The 20445-nt window shown below is 57.3% G+C and carries 13 protein-coding genes and 2 pseudogenes; 4 read left to right on the top strand and 11 right to left on the bottom strand.

Annotated features, from left to right (window positions below):
• Positions 1-37: 37 nt before the first annotated feature.
• Entirely contained in the window at positions 38-1195 is a 1158-nt protein-coding gene (locus SY91_RS06010) for a glycosyltransferase family 4 protein (protein WP_124476253.1), read from the bottom strand.
• A 136-nt stretch (positions 1196-1331) separates the two neighbouring features.
• On the opposite strand from SY91_RS06010, the pseudogene SY91_RS06015 reads away from it, so the two are divergent.
• The 3 genes and pseudogenes from SY91_RS06015 (at position 1332) to rfaE1 (ending at position 4705) form a co-directional block, all read left to right on the top strand.
• Positions 1332-2503 (top strand): annotated as a pseudogene (locus tag SY91_RS06015) (polysaccharide biosynthesis/export family protein).
• 115 nt (positions 2504-2618) lie between these two features.
• Complete coding sequence (locus SY91_RS06020; protein ID WP_043887601.1) at positions 2619-3725, top strand: AGE family epimerase/isomerase; 1107 nt, start codon at positions 2619-2621, stop codon at positions 3723-3725.
• A 56-nt stretch (positions 3726-3781) separates the two neighbouring features.
• Positions 3782-4705: a D-glycero-beta-D-manno-heptose-7-phosphate kinase gene (gene rfaE1 / locus SY91_RS06025; RefSeq protein WP_023476327.1), complete on the top strand. Its 924-nt coding sequence runs from the start codon at positions 3782-3784 to the stop codon at positions 4703-4705.
• Between the two features lie 114 nt (positions 4706-4819).
• Here rfaE1 and SY91_RS06030 read toward each other — a convergent pair whose 3' ends face one another.
• The 10 genes and pseudogenes from SY91_RS06030 to SY91_RS06075 all read right to left on the bottom strand — a co-directional run.
• Positions 4820-5425 (bottom strand): methyltransferase domain-containing protein, encoded by a 606-nt coding sequence (locus tag SY91_RS06030; RefSeq protein ID WP_124476139.1) that lies wholly within the window; start codon positions 5423-5425, stop codon positions 4820-4822.
• 288 nt (positions 5426-5713) lie between these two features.
• Positions 5714-6526, bottom strand: coding sequence for a glycosyltransferase family 4 protein (locus tag SY91_RS06035; RefSeq protein ID WP_023476325.1), 813 nt, complete (start codon positions 6524-6526; stop codon positions 5714-5716).
• Between the two features lie 298 nt (positions 6527-6824).
• The gene (locus tag SY91_RS06040) at positions 6825-7721 is read right to left on the bottom strand and encodes an NAD-dependent epimerase/dehydratase family protein (RefSeq protein ID WP_043887589.1); all 897 of its coding nucleotides are present in this window, start codon (positions 7719-7721) and stop codon (positions 6825-6827) included.
• 1 nt (position 7722) lies between these two features.
• Entirely contained in the window at positions 7723-9330 is a 1608-nt protein-coding gene (locus SY91_RS06045) for a sulfotransferase family 2 domain-containing protein (RefSeq protein ID WP_023476323.1), read from the bottom strand.
• A 19-nt stretch (positions 9331-9349) separates the two neighbouring features.
• Positions 9350-10384 (bottom strand): GDP-mannose 4,6-dehydratase, encoded by a 1035-nt coding sequence (gene gmd / locus SY91_RS06050; protein WP_043887588.1) that lies wholly within the window; start codon positions 10382-10384, stop codon positions 9350-9352.
• A gap of 108 nt (positions 10385-10492) precedes the next feature.
• Positions 10493-13399, bottom strand: a complete 2907-nt coding sequence (locus tag SY91_RS06055; RefSeq protein ID WP_023476321.1) for a glycosyltransferase — start codon at positions 13397-13399, stop codon at positions 10493-10495.
• On the bottom strand, positions 13399-16443 hold the full coding sequence (locus SY91_RS06060; RefSeq protein WP_124476141.1) for an FkbM family methyltransferase: 3045 nt from the start codon (positions 16441-16443) through the stop codon (positions 13399-13401). Before SY91_RS06060 ends, SY91_RS06055 begins: the two co-directional genes overlap by 1 nt.
• Before the next feature lie 260 nt (positions 16444-16703).
• A complete protein-coding gene (locus SY91_RS06065; protein WP_052334988.1) occupies positions 16704-17984 on the bottom strand; it encodes a glycosyltransferase family 4 protein in 1281 nt (426 codons plus the stop codon).
• A gap of 6 nt (positions 17985-17990) precedes the next feature.
• The gene (locus tag SY91_RS06070) at positions 17991-18644 is read right to left on the bottom strand and encodes an ABC transporter ATP-binding protein (RefSeq protein ID WP_023476318.1); all 654 of its coding nucleotides are present in this window, start codon (positions 18642-18644) and stop codon (positions 17991-17993) included.
• Positions 18641-19126 (bottom strand): annotated as a pseudogene (locus tag SY91_RS06075) (ABC transporter permease); the annotation flags it as partial. The pseudogene SY91_RS06075 and the gene SY91_RS06070, both read right to left, overlap by 4 nt.
• A gap of 87 nt (positions 19127-19213) precedes the next feature.
• Here SY91_RS06075 and SY91_RS06080 point away from each other — a divergent pair.
• Positions 19214-20412, top strand: a protein-coding gene (locus SY91_RS06080; RefSeq protein WP_166488176.1) for an IS3 family transposase whose coding sequence is annotated in 2 segments (ribosomal slippage) — positions 19214-19529 and positions 19529-20412 — 1200 coding nt in all. Because the reading frame shifts where the segments join, the coding sequence is not laid out codon by codon here.
• The last annotated feature ends 33 nt before the right edge of the window (positions 20413-20445 follow it).

A 20445-nucleotide genomic window follows, 5' to 3' on the forward strand; every position in this document is an offset into this window, starting at 1 on the left:
TTGCTGTCAGGCGACCTGCCTGGCTGCGAGAGGGGGGTCATTGACGCAGTGCCTTGATCAAGCTGTCGACGCTGCAGAAATGGTCGGCCCAAGTCGGTTCACGGAATCGCTGGATTCGATCGAGCTGGGCGTTCCGGTCGGCGCTGTCGTCGCGGCTATATGATTCGATGCGAGAGATCCACCCGGGGCCGTCGAGCGGGTCGAGATAGTCCGGGATATCCTCGGCGATTTCACGAAATACCGGAAGATCGCTGGCGATGACCGGCACGCGCGCAGCCAGCGCTTCAGCCAACGGCATTCCGTACCCTTCGACGAACGACGGGAATAGGAGTGCCCGTGCGTGTTGCAGCCATTGATCGAGTTTCTCGTCGGAACAGTTATTTTCTTCCACGACTGTGTGACGAAGCGAATTGCAACGATCAAGCATGTCGACTACGTTTTCGCATTCCCAGCCCCTCCGTCCGATCACAACGAGCTTTGGTGTGGCGGTTCCGAATTTTTCCGTAAGTTGGCGCCACAGATGCAGCATGAACCAATGGTTCTTGCGCGGCTCGATGGTGCCGAGCATGACGAAATACGGGCTGCCCAGAGGCGGTGCGGTCGGCGTGGTGCTGCGCGCGAATCCCGTCGCGAGAGGTGCAACGACACTGGCAGGAAGAAGGATTCCCGTATGATCCGCTTCGATGGCCATAGACGTCAATGTGGCCTGGGAGTTGGCGATGAGTCCGTCAGCATGGGCGAAGGCAGTGTGCATGCGTCGCCGATGAATGGCATCGACACCTGGCCGGCAGTATTCGGGGTGCGTAAGCGGAATGAGATCGTGCACCATAAACACCGTACGAATTTGACGTCTTTTCATCGATTCGTAATAACGCCGGTATTCTAGGCCGCTGTGGCTGGTGTGCAACAGGACGCCATCGGTCACAGGCTTTTCCCATGGGCGTTGTAGCACTGCGCGAGCGATCAGCTTGCGGATAGCACTCCGATTGCGATTCGTAATCATCAGCCACGAAAATACGCGTTGCGAATCCCTTTCATTTAGGATGGTGACGAATCCTCGCTCGCTCAGAACGGCTCGAGCGCTTGCTCCGTATCGTTCGATATAGGCGAGACCAACCCGGTCGATCCCGGTGGGGACGAGACCGGAGTAAAGCCGGTCGACGAGGCGCGTGACGTCCAGGAGAATCGTCGGCACTGAAGTAGTGACAAATAGAAGAAGAAAACAACAGCCTGAACAGGTAAGTTCGGCCGGATCTTTATTGGATGTGTGCCATTTTACTCGACAACATGCGACAATCTGCGCTGATTTTTTCAGACCATCAGCGTAATAAATGTCCCGTCCGTATCTCGGCTTCACTCTGTCCGCTTTCATGTTGACGGCGGCATTCCTTACGGGTTGCTCCAGCATCCCGACATCCGGGCCCAGCCGCTCCCAGATTCAGCAGGTGCCGCAGTCAGCGAATCCAAACGGTATCCAGATCGTAGATGTGACGGATGCCGTTGCGCGTCAGCTGTTCAGTGAGCGACGAACGGCGGATTTTGCCAATGTGCTCGGTGGAGGTGCGCGGTTCAGCGAGCAATTGGGTGTCGGCGACACGATTGAAGTCTCGATCTGGGAGGCGCCACCGGCAACGCTTTTCGGGGCCGCCCAGCAAGGGGGGGCACCGTAACGGCTGCGACGAATGCACGGGTAACGGTATTGCCTGAGCAGGTAATCGATGGCGATGGCACGATCAACATCCCTTTCGCGGGGCAGATGAGGGCGGTCGGGCGCACACCCGCGCAGCTCCAGCGTGACATTGCAACCAGGTTGAAGAACATCGCGCATGACCCGCAGGTGCTCGTCAGACTGTCGCGTAACGTAACTTCGTATGTGACGGTTGTCGGGGATGTCGCGAGCAGTAATCGCATGCAGCTCAGTGCGCGCGGCGAGCGGGTACTCGATGCATTGGCATCTGCTGGCGGGGTCCGGCAACCGGTCGACAAGATCACGATCCAGATTACGCGAGGCGACAAGGTTGCGTCGCAGCCACTGGAAACGATCATCAAGGACCCGCGTCAGAACGTTTCGCTACGAGCTGGCGATGTGGTAACGGCGTTGTATCAACCATTCAGCTTTACCGCACTGGGTGCCACCGGCAAGAATGAAGAGGTCAATTTCGAGGCCCAAGGCATCACGCTTGCTCAGGCTTTGGCGCGTGCTGGCGGTCTGCAGGACACGCGCTCGGATGCGCAGGGCGTTTTCATTTTCCGGCTTGAGGATGCGAATGCACTGCCGTGGCCTGATCAGCCCGTTCGTACGACGATTGGCGGTAAGGTGCCGGTCGTGTATCGGGTCAATCTACGAGATCCTAACTCGTTCTTCGTTGCGCAGAGTTTCATGATCGACAACAAGGATTTGCTCTATGTGTCGAATGCGCCGGTTGCCGAGTTGCAGAAGTTTCTGAATGTCGTGTTCTCGGTGGCTTACCCGATCGTCAACGGGGTGCAATCGTTCAAGTAAGCACGATGCTGGCCGGTAGTTTGGAAGGGCGCGTGCACGGTTTTGGGGCCGGTACCACACGCTCTCGGCCCTCGTGTGTTTTCATTACTCAAACTGACTAGGCCGAATGCACGATCTGGAGTCGAGCGCCGCGTTGCGCGACGCGGGCGCATCACTTAGGGCTCACTATTCCGAGCGAGTCCTGCCGATTTGGCGCGGACCGGGTTTTAACCCGGAATTGCAGCTACCGTTCGAAGCCGTCTCTCCACGTGATCACGGCCCACTGCCGCCCACCCGTTATCGGGCGATGGCATGTGCGAGGCAGCTTTTTGTTTTTTCGCAGGCCGGCGACTTGGCGCATGCGGAGCAACTGTTCAATTCGCTGCGACGCTATTTCGAGGACCGGCGACACGGTGGCTGGTTTTATAGCGTAGGCGTCAACGGCAAGCCGAAGGAGTGCGAAAAGGATTTGTATACGCACGCGTTCGTGATCTTCGCTACCGCTGAATATGTGCGTCGATCAGGATCGCCAGAGGCCCTTGCCGTACTGGAGCGGACTGTCGATCTGGTCGACACGCGCTTTGCGGTAGGTGAGCACGCCCCCGGCTTGCTAAATGCCGCAATGTCCGAGGATTTCTCGGTCGTGGTCAGCGCACCATTGCAGAACCCGCTGATGCATTTGACGGAAGCGTGGCTTGCCGCAGGCTCGGCAACCGGTTCCGACATGTTTGATAGGCGCTTGCACACACTCGCCACTGCAATTGCACACGCTTTCGTCGAGCCGACGACCGGCTGCATTGCAGAGTTGCCGATCGGTAGTACGGGTAACCGGTTCGAACCGGGGCATCAGTTCGAGTGGTATTTCTTGGCGTTCGGCAGTGCACATCCGGCGTTCGTCGCGTCCGGATTACGTGCGTCGCTCTCATCCGCGTTCGAGTTTGCGTGCCGGTATGGTGTTGATCCCGAGACCGGCGGCGTTGCCGCCGCGGTCGATGAGCAGGGCGGGATACTCGATGCGACCCAACGTATCTGGGCACAAACCGAGTACTTGCGCGCGCTTGCGACTCACGAGTCGATCGGCGGCGAGGCGTTGTTGCAGCACGAGATAGCACGCTTTCGCAGCCGCTTCCTGCATTTGCAAGGCTGGCACGAGTGTCTATCGCCGCAAGGCGTGGTCGTGCGAGCGGAAATGCCGTCAACAACGCCATATCATCTGGCAACGGCTTTCACTGCACTCCCGTAACGCAGCCCGGGTCGCCCGTGGTTGACTGTGTTCCCGAACGTATTGCAAACAAAAATATGAGCCTGAATCTTTCGAATGCGGCAGTCCTCGTTGCTGGCGACGTGATGCTCGACCGCTACTGGTTCGGTGATACCACGCGCATTTCTCCTGAAGCGCCGGTGCCGGTGGTACATGTGTCGAAGGTTCACACTACCGCTGGCGGTGCTGCGAATGTCGCGGTCAATATTGCGAATCTGGGTGCGACGAGCAGCCTGATCTCGGTGATCGGCACCGATACGGCGGGGCAGGATTTGCTTGAGGTTCTTCAGGCAACCCGGGTCCGGTGCGAGTTCCTGCGCGACGCGAACTTTCAGACCACGGTCAAACTGCGTGTGCTGGCACGTGGCCAGCAGGTCGTACGGGCTGATTTCGAACAGAAACCGGATCACGAGCTGCTGCTTCCGATCGTTGATCTCTTTGATACACAACTTGACGCGCATCAAGCGGTGGTGTTTTCGGATTACGGCAAAGGCGGACTGTCTCATTTGCTCGACATGATGCGAATTGCACGCGAGCGCGACAAGATCATTCTCGTTGATCCCAAGGGGACGGATTATTCCGCCTATCACGGAGCGACGCTTCTGACGCCTAATCGGGATGAATTTGCACAGGTGGCCGGCAGTTGGTCTTCCGAGGCGGATTTCGAGCAGAAGGCATTTGCGCTGTGCGCAAACCTCGACTTGCGCGCGCTGCTCGTTACCCGTTCAGAAGAAGGAATGAGTCTCTTCGTCAACGGGCATCACACAAGGATCAGCGCGCAGGCACGCGAGGTGTACGACGTGTCAGGTGCAGGCGACACGGTGATCGCCACGCTGGCGGTAGCACTTGCGAACGGGTATACGCTCGAGGATGCTGCGCGTCTTGCAAATCGGGCCGCAGGCGTTGTTGTAGGCAAGGTCGGCACCGCGCCTATCACACTCGACGAACTGATTCGTGCCTGATGATCGTAGAGATGCTCGGATTCGGATGTATCAGGTGCTTGTCACGTGTGCCATCCGAACAATGCACAAGGCACTGAGCGCATGGAGTGAGCTTCGTGATGTGACGAGGCCGGATCAGTAAACGCCGTCCGGTCTGATTTTTTCGACTACGCATTCGATCTCGTAAGGCCCTTCCGCGTGCTGCTCCGACGGTAGATGAAAGTCCGCGGTCCGGAACCGCTCGCGCAAGTGGGCGATTCGGTACGTACTGCGCGGAATGGAGGACTCGATTTCGTGGAGCAGGCGCGCTGCTGTATAGAAGCGGCGATGATCTCCGTTGAACGCTGAGGGCGGCGTACGCCGACGCTCATACGTGTCCATCAGTGGAACAAACAGAATAAGCGTGCCGTCGTATTCGAGCGCTCTCATGCATTCGCGAAGAAAATAACCATAGTCCGCGATATGCTCTAGCAGATGTGAGGCATGAATTGTGCCCAGCGAGTCATTCTCGTACGGAAGATTTCGACCGTCGTAACCTGGCGTGTCTATATCGAGTCCATGCGCTTCCTCGAAGATCGGTGTTGAGTCGGCGGCCCCTTTGTAGCCGACGTCGACCACGATGCCGGGGCGAACGAATCGCTCCCAGAAACCTTCGGCCATTCGTTGATCGAACAGTCTAGTTGGTTCGCCCTGCAATCGGCTCGATTTCACTAGCTTGATGCGACGTGCAAAGTTGTCCATTTGTCCGAGTATCCATCGTTGTATTAAGGGGCTCGTCAAACTTTTCCATTGAACGGCTACGTTACTGGGGAGCTGTCACGCTCGCAGCCGGCAACGACTGAATTAACAAGAATGTTGAGTGGAGTAAGGCACCAGTCTGATGATCGGAAATTTAACATGCGGTGGCAACGCACGTATTTCATCGCCGGCCACCGTTCAGTCGCTATGCAGCAAAGGCATCGGAAATTCAGAAACGGTCGGCTTGAACGAACACTCAGGCATTTGCTGGAAGTCTTCCAGTGTGGTCATTCAGCAAGACGCGACACGACGATAGACGTCGATAGTGTGCTTCGCGCATTGGGACCAACTGCGTCGAGATGAAATCTCCAAGCCCCGTGTCCGAGCGTTGGTGCGCCACGTGTCGTCAGTCAGGATATGCTCGATCCCGTCGCGCAGGGCTTCGTGATGATCCGGTTCGACAAGATGGGCTGCGCCGTCGGCGACCTCAGGAAGGGATGACCGATTCGAGCAAAGGGAAGGGATGCCGCTGGCAAGCGCTTCCAGCAACGGCAGGCCGTAGCCTTCATATATCGATGGAAAGACAAATGCGCGTGCGCCGGCGTATAACACCGGTAGTATCGCTTCGGGCACGAATCCTAGGTAGCGCAACCATCCTTCTTGTTCTCCCGTGGCGATTGCCGCTTTCAGTGATTCGTTGAGCCACCCGTCGCTGCCTGCGAGTACCAGCGGATATCGGGTGCGAAGATCGGCGGGAATATCGCGATAAGCGCTCAGCAGGCGATCGATCCGCTTGCGCGGTTCCAGTGTCGAGACGCAAAGCGTATAAGTGCCTGGACCCAAGTTCAGTGGTTGCAGCGCAATGAGAAGTTCTTCAGTGGTACGTGGATGAAATTCAGGCGCTACGCCAAGCTCGACAGTCGAGATCGACTGTTCCGGCCATCCGAAATATTCAACGATCTCATTTCTGGTTGCCCAAGAATCCGAGATCAAGTGGTGCGCTCGAGCGAGCGTCGAGGAGAATTGCGATTCGAATTGCCGGATGCGTGCGGCCGGGTGAGTTTCCGGATACTTGAAAACGGACAGGTCATGCACGGTCACCACGCCTTGCTCGATAAATGACGGTAGAAAATAGTTTGGAGAATGAAATAGGCTGCGTGATGTGCGTTGCTTGACAGACCACGTTTGCCATGCCTTAGTCAGAGGCCTGAAGAGGCCTCTGCGACGCGGCTCCCCGGCCGTTCCTGCAAGAAGGTTCGTGGGATTTGCAACCCAGCGATCGCCATACAGAAAGCGGACGCTTTCCAACTCGGGGAGCGGTGATAGTGGGTCGCCAACTCCCATGCATAGCGGCCAATCCCCGTCAGCGGCGGACGGATGGCGTCGACTGCCAGGACGACGTTCATTCGCCGTGCTCCAGCATCCAGTTCAGTGTATCTTTCAGCGGAATCGTATTCAATGAACCGACGAGTGTCTCAAGGCGCGCCTTGCTGCCGACCAGACGACGAACTTCGTTGGATCGAACAAACGCCGGATTAATCCGAATCTCCGGGGCATATCCGGTAAGCGTCCGCATAGTATCGAGGATATCTTCAAGAGAATGTCCGGTTCCAGAGCACACGTTGACGACCTGACCGCATATCTCGTGTTCCACGAGCCTTCGGTAAGCGCCGGCGACCATGCGTACGTCGGAAAAGTCTCTCACAACGTTGATGTTGCCCAACTCAAGGACCGGCGCGCGCCGCCTGAAATGATCGACGATCTTGGGAAGCAGGAATGCCACGGACTGACCGACACCAGTGTAGTTGAATGGACGCACAATCGTGATAGGAAGTTTGTCCATCCAGAGCGCGGCCATGTACTCCATCGCCAGCTTGCTCACAGCATAGTCGTTGGCGGGGCTCGGCGGAACCGTTTCATCCACCGGCTCGCGTGCTGCGTTACCGTAGATGTTCGCGCTGCTCGCGAGAAGGACGGACGCAGGCTTGTGCGAAGATCTGGCCAATGCGTCAAGAAGATTGCGCGTGCCAATGACGTTGGTTCGATACATACCATCGACGTCGCCGTGCGCAACGAATGCGATCGCGGCGAGATGGATGACGATATCCGGGCGTTCGCGCGCGATCACGTCAATTGTTTGTTTGCGGTCCAGCAGATCGCAAGCAAACGTTGGCCATGAGCTTGCTTCTTGAGCCCCGTGAGCCGTGCCACATACGATATAACCGGCCTTCTCCAGCTCGGCTGCCACATATCGGCCAGTAAAGCCGGCGATACCGGTGACGAGTGCTTTGCGTGTCATGTTATTCCGCAGAAGTGACCGTGACTTCGACATATCCGGTTCGGAACCCCCGCTCTTCGAACCAGTAAATACCTTCTTGGAGCATCGTGAGTTCCAGAATGTATCGGCCAGGCAATTCCGGAGCTTCGATCCAGGCGTCCGCTGATATCTGGGTTCGAGGAGGAATGCCGCCATCGGGCAGTGAGGAACGCGAGCCGTCGAAGACGGCTATCTCGCCGCTATCGCGCCGCCAGTGATATGCAATCTTGACTGGACGGAATTTGTCGCCGATCCATACCGAGTCGCTTTCATTCCAGATGTGCACGGGAACACATGTACGCTTTCCGCTGGCGATTTCGAGCGTTGCGATATCGGTACTGATCGAGCCCTGAGGATGCTGGACGACAATATCGTCCTGAACAGACCCGACCCGGCTGATAGACAGCTCGGAGGGCAGGTACATGTAGCCCATGTGCGGAATCGGTACGTCCCGATAGACCCTAAATTCGCACGCATGGTCTTGCCAGAACAGTTCGTTCAAGTGTCCAGGCAATCGTTCGGTAAACGAGAACCCTGCGAAATAGTTTCCTTCCGGCAAAATGGCGGCGACTTTGAAGCTCAATCGATATGAGCCAGTTTCGGCGTTTAGCAGAGGTGTACCGATCTGCGTGCTGTTGATGCTGAACGCGCAGCTGTCATGCTCGTCCATCAGCGAGAGGGTAATCTCCAGATCCTCGATCGGGCGCGTAAGCAGGAACTCGATATCGAAGGTCATCGCTACGCCATGACGAACCCGAGTTCCGTTTTGTAGTGAAATGAACGCTACGCTGACGTCTGGGGTATTGAGCACTCGAGGCATGGGTTCGTCGAACTTTCGCCATCCTGGAAGCGGCTGCGCAGGCGTGGCCGGTTCATGCACCGACCGCTGTTGACGAAATTCGGAGAGGTGGTCGTAGAACTCCAGATCCAGTCGATTGAGTTCGACCAGACGCTCGCGTAGCGTTTGGCTGATTTCGGTTGCCTTGGGGCGCCTGCTCGTGACGTTGACTTTTCCAAGTCGCTCAAGCGGCTCGATACCTACCAGACGTGCGACATCGCGCATGAATTCCGACATGTGCTCATACATGCCAACCACTTCGTAGCGGCTGATGGCGGCGAGCGCACAGGCAAGTTTGGTCTGGTCGTTATCCGATGGGTGGCCGGCCACCCTGGAGAAATGTTCTACGTACGGAGAGCGTACGGAATCGAAGAATTCCGGCGTCGCTTCTTCGCCTTCTGATTCGAGGAACTTGCGCGCACCTTCGATAAGCGGGCGCGTCTCGGAGTCTTCAGGAACGTTGTTGATCAGAAAATAGATCCACGAGATCGCACGATCAAGTGGTTCACGAAGCAGCGTGATGTACTGGTAGCGCGGATCGAGTTGCTCTCCGTGACGGAAAATCACGTGCGCAGAGATGATGGAATATCGACCGCCGTATTGTCGGACGAGGGCAGCATGCTCGCCGACGAGATTGGTCGTCACGCACCCACTGCCGAGCGATTTGGCGAGCCAGTTGTTGATCGCCTGGCCTGCGGTTTTGGGCAGATGGTCGAAAATGACTCGCCCCGGGAATGCTTTGGTCTCTTGCAACGTGCGCTCCGTCATCGTGTCAGAACGAAAACCCGGACTCGTTACGACGAATGTCGGCCTCGACCATCATCTGGCACAGCTGCTCCAGCGAAGTCTCCGGTTTCCAACCGAGCAGATCATTTGCCTTTTGCGGATCACCGATCAGCAGGTCGACTTCGGCCGGCCGGTAGAACTTGGGGTTGATCCGCACGACGGTTGCGCCGCTCGCCCGATCAATGCCGATTTCCCTTTCATCGGCACCTTCCCATTCGAGGTCGAAACCGGCAGCTTTACCGGCCATCGTGACGAAGTCGCGAACGGTTTCGGTACGATTCGTGGCCAATACATAGGTGTCGGGTTCGTCGACCTGCAGCATCTTCCACATGCCACGCACGTATTCCTTTGCGTATCCCCAGTCACGTTTCGCATCGAGGTTGCCGAGTTCGAGCACGTCTTGCTTGTCGAGCCTGATCTTCGCGATTGTATCGGTGATCTTTCGCGTGACGAATTCACGACCGCGTAACGGTGACTCGTGATTGAAGAGAATGCCGCTGCAACCGAAGATGCCGTAGCTTTCGCGGTAGTTTACCGTGATCCAATGCGCGTAAAGCTTGGCTACGCCGTACGGGCTGCGTGGATAGAACGGTGTCGACTCCACTTGTGGAATGGCCTGTACCTTGCCGAACATTTCGGAGGTACTCGCCTGATAGAAACGAATCGCGGGGTTCACGATACGAATTGCTTCCAGCAAATTTAGTGGCCCGATACCCGTAATCTCTGCAGTTGTGACGGGCTGATCGAACGACACGCCGACGAAGCTTTGAGCGGCGAGGTTGTACACCTCGGTTGCCTGCGAAGACTGGAGCAGGCGGATCGACGCGCTCAAATCGGTAAGATCGTATTCGACCAGGTGCAGATTGGGATGGTTCGTGATGCCCAACTCGTCGATTCGCCAGAAATTGACCGAGCTCGTACGCCGATAGGTGCCATAAACCTGATACCCCTGTTCGAGCAGGAACTCGGCAAGATATGCTCCGTCTTGCCCGGTAATTCCTGTGATGATTGCGCTTTTCATGGTTGTTTTCATTTGAGATTTCGTTTGATGACTTGCCGGGTCGTCGACCTACGGGCGCACGTCGATATCATGCCGCGGGCGCCAGCAGCAGTTGGCGGCGCACGGAATTTACGCTGCTGCCATCACGTCATGCGTCGTTTCGATGCAAAGGCCACGGACGGCCAGAGCCAGGTAGCGTTCGTCGCCGTTCCCGGGTTGCTTGGCGTCCGGAAGTGCGATTGAAAGCTGATTTTTTCCGACGCGCAGATTGCTGACCGGCAGGCGTAGCTCGAGATGCACCCCTTCCTGAACCCCTTCGAATACCGATACGCCGTTCAAGGCAAGCTTGACGCGCTGTGCCCCGAGCGTATCGAACAGGAGCGTGAGAACGCCGGATTCCGGCATCGTTTCGGCACATTCGAAGGTCAGGTCGGAGTGTCTCCCGTTGGTCCAGCGGAACAGCGCCTCCGCGTCGCTGAATCCATGCCAATCCACTAGAATCGAATGGTGATCGACCGGCTTGTTCGGATAGATGAAATCGATGCTTGGCGGTGGCGCATAGTCGGGATGGTTGTGCGCGATGTATGTAGCGATATTCGCGAGATCGATGTCCTGGCCTGGAGGAATGAGCGTAGCAAGAGATGCGACCAATTCATCGACGATTGCCACACTGCTGCGCTGAATCGCGACTGGCGAGATGCACAATTCGTTGGGCGCGGCGGTGAATGTGTCGAAATTTTCAAGTGCTTCGGCAACCTGATTGCTGACGTCGCTGACCTGAATGTCGTTAAGGCAGAACAGCGAATATTCGCAGTCGGATCGTTTGGCACCGTGGCAGGGCGCGCATTGGGCCTCGCGATGTATCACGAAGCTTTGATGAAATTGTGGTGCCCATTCGGCGCTTAACTCATGCCCGGAATAGATACCGATTACGATAAGGCCGAGGTAGGATGCGAGGTGCGCCCCACCGGAATTATTGGCAATGCATACTGCATTTGCTGACAGAGAGGTAGTGAGATCGTCGAAATTCAACCCAAGATGGATTGCGACCCGGTCATCGGCAGGAAAGACGAATTCATCTGCTTCGGCAGCATTGGCAAAGTACAGGTTGATGCGCTTGAGCAGCGAATGCGTGAGAAGTTGCCGAACGAGCGATTCATAGTTCGGGGCACCCCATTCACGCGCGTCGTTGCCGGCCTTCGGGAAAATGGCGATATGGCCTGAATTGGGACGAATGCCCCGACGCAGATCGGGGAGCGAAATGTAGTCGTTGATATCGTCGGGGATTGAGTCCACAACGGTGATCATCTGCTTTGAGATCGATGTCTTGTTCAGTACCGATGCCCGCGAAGGAATGTCCGGGAACGTGCGAATGGCGACATCGAGTCTCCCGTCAATATCCGTATCGGTCGTTTCATACCCCACCTTGACGCCGGCCTTTACCCGTGCCAGTAGGAAGCGGGCGTCGCGTTGGCGGCGCAGGTCGATCGCGATGTCATAGCGTGGCAGGGACTTTAGCAGGGTATCGAGCTTCTCTTCCGTGATGGACGGAAGCTCCGACGATTTCCGCTTAAAATAGTCATACGTGTGAATCTTGTCGAACAGGCCGGTCTGGGCCGCAATGGGAGCATTCCACCCGCCGGTAATGACCTCGATGTGCGCGTTCGGGTATCGCGCACGCAACTTGGCAAATGCCGGAATGGCGAGAATGAAATCACCGAGATGGTCAAGCTTGATAGCAAGGATTTTGAGCTGACGATTTTCGAAGATCGAGGTCTTCTCGACGCTGAGGTTCGGCGAAATCGATACATCATGGTTCCGGGAGAAGTCCCGCAAGGCGGATAGGGCCCGGCGAGCACTGTCGTCCCATGAAAACTTGCGATACTGGGCCTTACCGTGGGTGATCAGGCGATTCCTGAATTTCTTGTCGCTCAAGGCAAGCTTGATCTTGGCGCTGATCGAATCGACCGATTCCGGATCGAATAAGGCGTCCTTCATGCCGATCACTTCTGGCAGGCTTGTGGCATTTGCCGCGATAGCGGGCGCGCCGCACGCCATTGCCTCAAGAGGAGGTAGGCCGAAGCCTTCGTGCAGAGACGGGAACACGAATAGCGAGCACATGTTGTACAGCTTCAGCAAATCGTCGTCCGCTATATAGCCAGTGAACAGCAGTTCATTCTCGCTCAGCCCATTGCTGAGTGCCGTGCGTCTGTACTCTTGCACGTTGCCTTCAGGCATCTTGCCCGCGAATACGAGCTGATGTGTCTGGCGGATACGTCCCGGGAGCTTTGCATATGCCGTAATGAGGCGATGCAGATTTTTCCGTTCGTCCGCTCCACCGGTGTACATGACGAACGAGTTGCGAATTCCCATGGAGGTAAGGAATTCCCGTCGTTCGGCGTCCGACAACGGCAGGATGCGGAATGATTCGTCGCACGCTCCCGAAATGTTGACGACGTCGCGCTCGGCGAAATCGAGTGCGTCGAGTGCTTCGCGACGCGCACTTTCGGAAATGGCGAGCAGTTTTCGACTGCGATTCAGCGAAGCAATCTTGCGGTTGTACCATGTCTGGTGCAACTTGCTGTTACGGAAATGCTCATCAGGATTGGTCAGCGGAATGAGGTCGTAGAGGATAACCGCCGTCGGGATGCTGTCGTTGAGCACCCCCACGCTGCCGACTGCGTCATCGCCGAGCCCTTCGAACAAACTGGTGATCAACACGACGTCAGGTTTCAGATCTGCGAGAAACGCCTCGCGGACTCGTTCTGCAATTTCGCGACGCAGGCGATTCTCCGATTCGAGTTCGCGAACAGGGCCGGCGGAATTCCAGACCCTGATGTTGCTATCGGGCAGCAAGCCGGAGAATTCGTGCCGGATCGGTTCGATGGTTTCCGGAAACAAAGCACTCAGGGCAAGCACGATTTCATGCTCGCCCTTGTTTCGAACCATGGCCTTTGCGAGTGCAAGCGTGTAGCGACCGATGCCGCGGAAGCGGCTTCCGGTCTGCGCGCCCTGCATATCGATAACGATGCGCATTAGTTTGCCCCGTCTTGTTTTGATTGATCAATCGCGCGTGCGAGATTTGCGTAGATTCGTTTGGCCGGGAGGCTCATATTCGCCAACTGCCGGGAGTCGTCCGGATGTTCGGGCATCGGCGCGCCGGATGTCTGTCGGTCACTGACGATTGATGCGTCGAGTACGTGTCGAAGGTCCGAACTCGCGACTGCGGCCGACGATGACGACGTGTGCCGATCCGAAACGTGCACTTGAGTGATTTGCCGAATAGCGTCAAAGGCGTGCATTGACTGGCGACCGTATTCGTTAAGCGTGGCCTGCAAGGTTTCACTGACACGGTCAAGGCGATCGAATCGCAAATGGCATTCAGATTCGAGGCGCGTGATCTGTCGTCCGAGTCGGTCGAGTTCTGATTCAAGACGATTGATTTGACGTGCAGCACGACGATCGCCAGTAAAAAGGCGCTTGTACCATCGATTGGCGCTGCGTTTGCGTGCCAGTATCAGAGATACACCGGGCAACTCGGGCTTTCCATTGGATCGGGCTTCGGGCGATGTCGCAATTTGTGCGATCAGATCGCTCTTCTCGTACCCTTGCCGAAGTCTTCCGAGGTAGTAGCGCAAGCCCTCGATGTCGGGCTCCCGGCCTAACAGGGCGCGATAGGCCGCTTGTACAAAAGCGCCATCGTGCATGTCAAGGAGCTGATCCACGTGCTCGATTGTGTCCATAGCCGTTGTTGTGCGAAATTGGGCGGGCTGGTCTTGCCCTCGATTTGAATTTGAATCCGACATGCCGAAAGAATTTGCCGGTTGCTTCAGTGTAGCCGTGGGGGCGACAGAAGGCACTGTGTCGTCAGGCTGCCGGATATCCAGGTCAGGGGGCGGCGGCACGTACGATGAAGGGGACCACTGATCGCGCCACCCCAGCAAGATGCGCAGTGGCGTTGAGAGTCGCCAGATCAGACTGCGCTGCATACGGTTGATCTCGGCAGCGATGATGCCAGCTTGGGAAACCTGCATCTGAAGATGCGAATGCAATGTCGCTCGGAGAGCGCGTTCACGTTCGAAATGCTGGGCGAGCTCGGCCAAGCGATGCTCCATCTCCTTGTGCTCGCTTGCCTGTTCGGTCAGTTTGTCGTGGAGACGTTGTTCCCGTTCGGCTGCAAGGCGGAGATTGTCGAGCAGTTGTTTGATGAAGCCTTCGGTTTGCTCACTGCGCAAGCGCGATTCGTGAGACATATTGGCGAGAGCTGTGTCGTGTCGCTGGACGAGCGCAGCCATGCGCGCGTCCGAGTGTTGCCGCGCCTCCTTGAGCGTCTGAGCGAATTCGCGCTCACGCTGATTCGACTGAGTGAGAAGCGCCAGCGTGTCGTCGCGTAGCACCGCGGCCTGCTTGCGAAGCTCGTCGGCAAGCCGCTGTTGGGATAGCAGTTCGCCGCTCATTTTCTGAACGGTCAGATCGACTGCTCTCCTGGTTTCGGCATCGGCGATTCGACGCTCCTCAAGTGCCGCGATCTCGGTTTGCAATTGCTCAATCCGTTGCAGCAGCGCATGTTCTCGCCGGGATGCTACGCGTTCTTTGATCCGTGCCGCGCGCGAAGACTGCTCAAGCTCATTTCTCGCGGCGAGCCGTGTATTGTCGATTTCTACCGTGAGCTGATCCAGCGACTGCTGGGCGGCTGTCAACCGCGCCTGGAGCGCCTGTTCGCGCATCGTAAGGACGTCGCGATCGGCAGTCATTCTCTCGACCGCTTCAGAGAGCATCTTTACTTCGGTCGCATGGGCAGCAACAATCTGCTCATGTTGCGCATTATGTTCCTTGCGGGCGTGCTGGATAGCCTGCCGGAGTTCGTCTGCGGCGTTTTGCCTGAACGTCGATTGATCGGCGACAAGATCCCGGATGGTTTGCTGAAGTTCAATTAGCGTTTGACCGAGGATGCGCTCGCGCTCGGCGAATCGCGTTTCGCGGTCGGCCGCAGCTTCAGCTTGCCTCTGCAGATTCGCTTTCGCGTGCGCTTCAATGGCATCACGTTCAAGGCGAAGTCGCTCAAGCGAAGTATGTGCATCGTTCAGTGCACGATTGAATTCCTGTTCACGTGCCGCGAAGACGGCTGCCTGGCTCTCTTTGGTTTGTGACAAGTCTTCCAGTTCGGCGCGAATATGCCGCTCGGCCGTCTTGAGTTCTCCGAGTGATGCATTGGCTGCGTCGAGTGCTTGCGATAGCGCCCCTTCACGTTCTGCGGCGCGAATGCCTTGATCTGCGATCTCTCTCGCAGCGCTTGCAAGTTCGGAGGCTCTTCGAGCTTCGGTGTCCTTGAGCCGCGCGATTGTTTGCTGGTGCTCCATCGCACGCCGATGTCCGCTTGCTCGGCAAAACGGCGTGTCTTCCGCAAGATTGAACGAGTCGAACACGTTAGGAGGTGCACGAAACGCCTGCCGCAATTCGGGATGTGCTGCACTGACGTAGTAGCGGTTGAGTCCATCGAAGTAAACGGGCTCATAGCCCCGCTGGAGCATTAAGGGTTCCCAACTGCCGTGGGCTTCGTCGGTCGTTAGTGGGAGCGTGCTTTCAAGCAGCACAATCCAGGGGCGGGCCGGATGATTTGTCCACCCTTCGAGAACCTGGCGTTCGAACCCTTCAACGTCGATCTTCATCCAGTGAATATCGCGTTGGCCAATTTGGTCGAAAAGATCGGACAACGTGAGGCATGGGACGTCGATCTGCTCGACCGTGAAGCCCTGGCTGCGATGACGCTCTGCGATTGCCGTGTCTGCAGTGGACAGACCGGTTTCCGGAATTTCATAAAGCGTCAGTACGCCGGCCTTGGCGGCGAGTGCAGCCTGCAGGATCGTTTCGTCGCGGCGCTCTCGTCGTAGTAGCGTTGCGTATGCGACGGTAGGCTCGATGTGGACGCCTCTCCATCCGTGCTCATAGAACGCGTTGCTTACCGAATCGATGGTCGGATGCTGAGCACCGACATCGATATAAAAGCCGTTCTCGACGAAGCCCAGCGCTCGCCAGAGCATGACGTCCTCGAAATTCTGGGCGTATGACGTAATGCTCATGCTGCAACTGCCGCTGTAGTGAGGCAAACATTCTTCATCGTGATGCGAAATCAGTATCAGTTTCTGAGTCAGCCTAGAAGGCGCGTGGTGGATAACTCTGTCGCAAGCCGCTATCCTATTATGTTTCTTAATTCCTGGCGATTGCTCTGGTATCGACGGCCGGCTTGGAATCTGATCCATTGATTTTCATTGGACCGTCATTCATTCCTGGCGCGAATGATTTTGCCGTGGCGATCTGGCGAGCAGTTTGCCGATCCGACCTACTTCGCGACTATATTCTTCAGAAGGTTGGCGCTTTCTTGCCAGGTCAGAGGTGTCGCAGGGGCAGGTAATGCTCCGGTTTGCATTCTTTCGAACCAGTGCGTGAGCACGTTCGCGAGTTCGAGACGATTTTTCGCCGAGAAGTAGGTGGCGCGTTCGCCGGCGACCTCACGGAATACCGGTAAGTCGCGAGCGAGGATCGGCATTTGGTTGCGCGCCGCCTCGATCAGTGGGAGCCCAAACCCCTCGCCTTCAGAGGCCATGATCAGTCCATCGAGTGTGCGATACAAGCTCGCCAGCTGTGCGTCGTCGAGGTTCGGCAACCATAAGAGCCGCTTGCCGGCTTCAGGATGGGTACGTAAGCGCTCAGCAAGCGCATCGACATGCCAACCCTGTTGCCCGACGACCACTAATCCAAAGCTGCAATCTTGGGCCCAGAGCATCTCATATGCATCCAGCACGGCCCCGTACCCTTTGCGAGGCTCTACTGTGCCGACCATGAGTGCCCAGCGATCGGGCGGACGGCTGCAAGCGATACTAATTGGCACGGAGGAGCCGACGGAGTGCTCTTCGGGGGCAAGATCGGCGCCGAGATGGAACCAGCGGATCGTGGGACCCGCGTCGGCTAACGCCAGTTTGTCTGTCAGCCAGCGCTCGAGATCGCTGGCGACGGCTTGCGAAATGCACACGAGCATGTCTGCATGTATGGCAATCGTCGTGAGCCAATGCCGAAACGACTTGCGTCCCTTCGGTGTGAACCAGTCTGGATGAAGGGCGGGTAGAAGGTCGTATACGATGAACGCAAACTGGACGCCGCGAGCTTGCCAGTCGAGATACTGACTGCGTCGACGTGGGGCGATTCTGCTGCAGAGGTCGAGGCCCAGGAACATGTCGCCTTCATCAACCGTTACTTCTGCCTCTGCCGCATGAGGAAGCTCGATGCCGAATCGCGCGGCGCATTCGATTGCATATCGATAGACGTCCTTACGGGTTGCCTTGACCGGGACGACTTCGAGGTCGGACGGTGGCGAGATAGCAAGTTCCCGTAGTAGCGACCGGACGACGCGCTGTATGCCAGTCCCCGCGTCGTGGTTCGCGAGAATCGATACATCGACCAGCAGGCGACGCCGCTTCACCGTTTCGGAGTGCGTCGGTCTAACTGCAGCGACGGCGCGACGTGCCGCCAATGTCCAGCGAGGTATGCCGAAGATCGCGACGGCCTGCCAGACTGATGCGCTGAACGTATGGTACCTGGCGTGAGCGGGGCCGCGATCTACCATCGAGGTTCAGTTTGCACTGTTCTGGTAGAACGCATACGCATCGTCGATCTGGTCGAACGAGTGCAACTTGCCCTGTGCCAGCACGGCAGCCCGGTCACAGTGTTCCCGGATGTACCCGGCATCGTGGCTGACGATAATGAGTGCTCGATCGCGGCGGCGTTCGAACAACTCATGATGGCATTTCGCATGGAAGCGGCTGTCACCTACGGCGATGATCTCGTCGATCAGAAAGCATTCGAATTCGATTGCCATCGAGATGGCGAATGCAAGCCTGGCCCGCATCCCCGCGGAGTAGCTTTTGACAGGTTCACGCAGGTAGTAGCCGAGTTCCGAGAATTCCTGCACGAACGGTTCGGCGGCTTTTGCGTCGGCACCATATACGCGGCAAATGAAGCGCAGATTGTCCATGCCGGTCAGGCTGCCCTGGAACGCACCGCCGAAAGCGAGTGGCCACGAAACGCTCATGTTGCGGCGGATCTTTCCTTCGGTGGGTAGTTCCGCACCACTGATCAGGCGGATCATTGTGGATTTACCCGCACCATTCCTGCCGAGGATGCCAATCTTTTCTCCGGCATGGACGCGCAGATTAATCTTGTCAAGCACGCGACGTCTGCCTTGCCGGGTGTGGTAGTCCTTGCAGATGTCTTTGAGATCAATCATTCCGGCTCCACGCGTGTACCGGCATCTCGAACGAGAAGCAGTCCGACCAGAAGCAGGCTCATATCAAACCAGACCATATAGCTGATGTCGTAGTGGGGTTTGACAAGTGAACCGAAATAGCCGCCACGAAGCATTTCGGTTCCGTGCACGGTGGGCAAAAGCAGGACGATCTTTTGGAACTGGGACGGCAGCCAATCGACCATGAATACGGCTCCAGACAACGGGAACAGCAAGTACGCGATTGTGTGCCAGACTCGTTCGATGGTCTCGCTTCGTTCGCTGAGCGCTCCGACGACCAACCCGAGACCCGCACCGAACAGTGCGAGATGGATCCAGCCACCGAGCACGAGCAAGATATCTTGCGGGGGTTGCATTAGACCGATAATGATGAAGAGTGTCGTGAGAAAGACAAACGACATCGTCGCTCCGGCGATTTCAAGAAGGATGCGCGCAAAAAACAGGTCGATTACCCGGATGGAGCGGCCCCACGTATCTGAGGACACGAGGACTCTCTTAAAATAAGGGATAGTCTTGTGCCTATCAGTAAGCCTAGTCATTACGTGGAAAGCATCGAAATTCTGACCGAGCCGGAGCGCCGTCGTCGGCGCACGGCGCAAGAAAAAATCGCCATCGTGCAGGAAACATTGGAGCCGGGAGCGTCGGTGTCGGCCGTTGCACGTCGGCACGGCGTCAACGCCAACCAAGTGTTCGGCTGGCGCAAGCAATACCAGGAAGGCAGTCTGGCGGCGGTGAAGGCAGGCGAAACCGTTGTGCCGGCATCTGAGCTGGCCGCCGCCATCAAGGAAATCAAGGAACTGCAACGGCTACTTGGGAAGAAGACGCTGGAGGTCGAAATCCTGAAAGAAGCCGTGGAATGGGGCCGTTCAAAAAACCTGATTGCGCGCTCGCCCTTGCTGCCGGGGGACGACCGATGAAGACGGTCTGCGAAGTTCTCGGCGTGGCGCGCTCTGCCGTGGCGGTGAAGCGAGCTCGCTCGTCCGACTGGCGCGATGGTCGCCGTGCCCGCGTGACCAACGATGCCGGGCTGGTCGAGGAGATTCAGGCCCATGTGGCGCACCTTCCCACCTACGGCTACCGCCGTGTCTGGGCGCTGCTGCGCCGCAGTCGGGAGCAGAGCGGTGCGCCGTGCATCAACGTCAAGCGCGTGTATCGGGTCATGCGGGAGCATCAGTTGCTGCTGCGCCGCCCTGGCGTGCGGCGAGATAAGCGGCGACATGACGGTCGCGTTGCGGTGGACCGCAGCAACACCCGCTGGTGCTCCGATGGCTTCGAGTTTCGGTGCGACGATGGTACGCCGCTGCGCGTGACGTTTGCGCTGGACTGCTGCGACCGCGAGGCGATTAGCTGGGCAGCAACGACCGGCGGGCATAGCGGTGATGTGGTGCGCGACGTGATGCTGGCCGCCGTCGAACAGCGCTTCGGCACCACGCAGGCCGCGCAGCCCATTGAATGGCTGACGGACAACGGCTCGGCCTACATCGACCACCGCACGCGCAGCTTCGCTCGCGAACTGGGTCTTGAGCCGCTGACCACACCGGTCCGTTCGCCGCAGAGCAATGGCATGGCGGAATCGTTCGTGAAGACCATGAAGGACAATTACGTCGCCTATATGGACAAGTCTGACGCACCAACAGCGCTCTCGCGTCTGGCTATCGCGTTTGAACACTACAATGAGCGCCACCCGCACAAAGCCCTGAAATACCGCTCGCCTCGCGAGTTCAGGCGTAATGCGGTGTCATCAACCTAACGGTGTCCGCGTGTCCTGAGTTACAGGGGCAAC

The organism is Burkholderia cenocepacia, from assembly GCF_014211915.1.
Classification (GTDB): domain Bacteria; phylum Pseudomonadota; class Gammaproteobacteria; order Burkholderiales; family Burkholderiaceae; genus Burkholderia; species Burkholderia orbicola.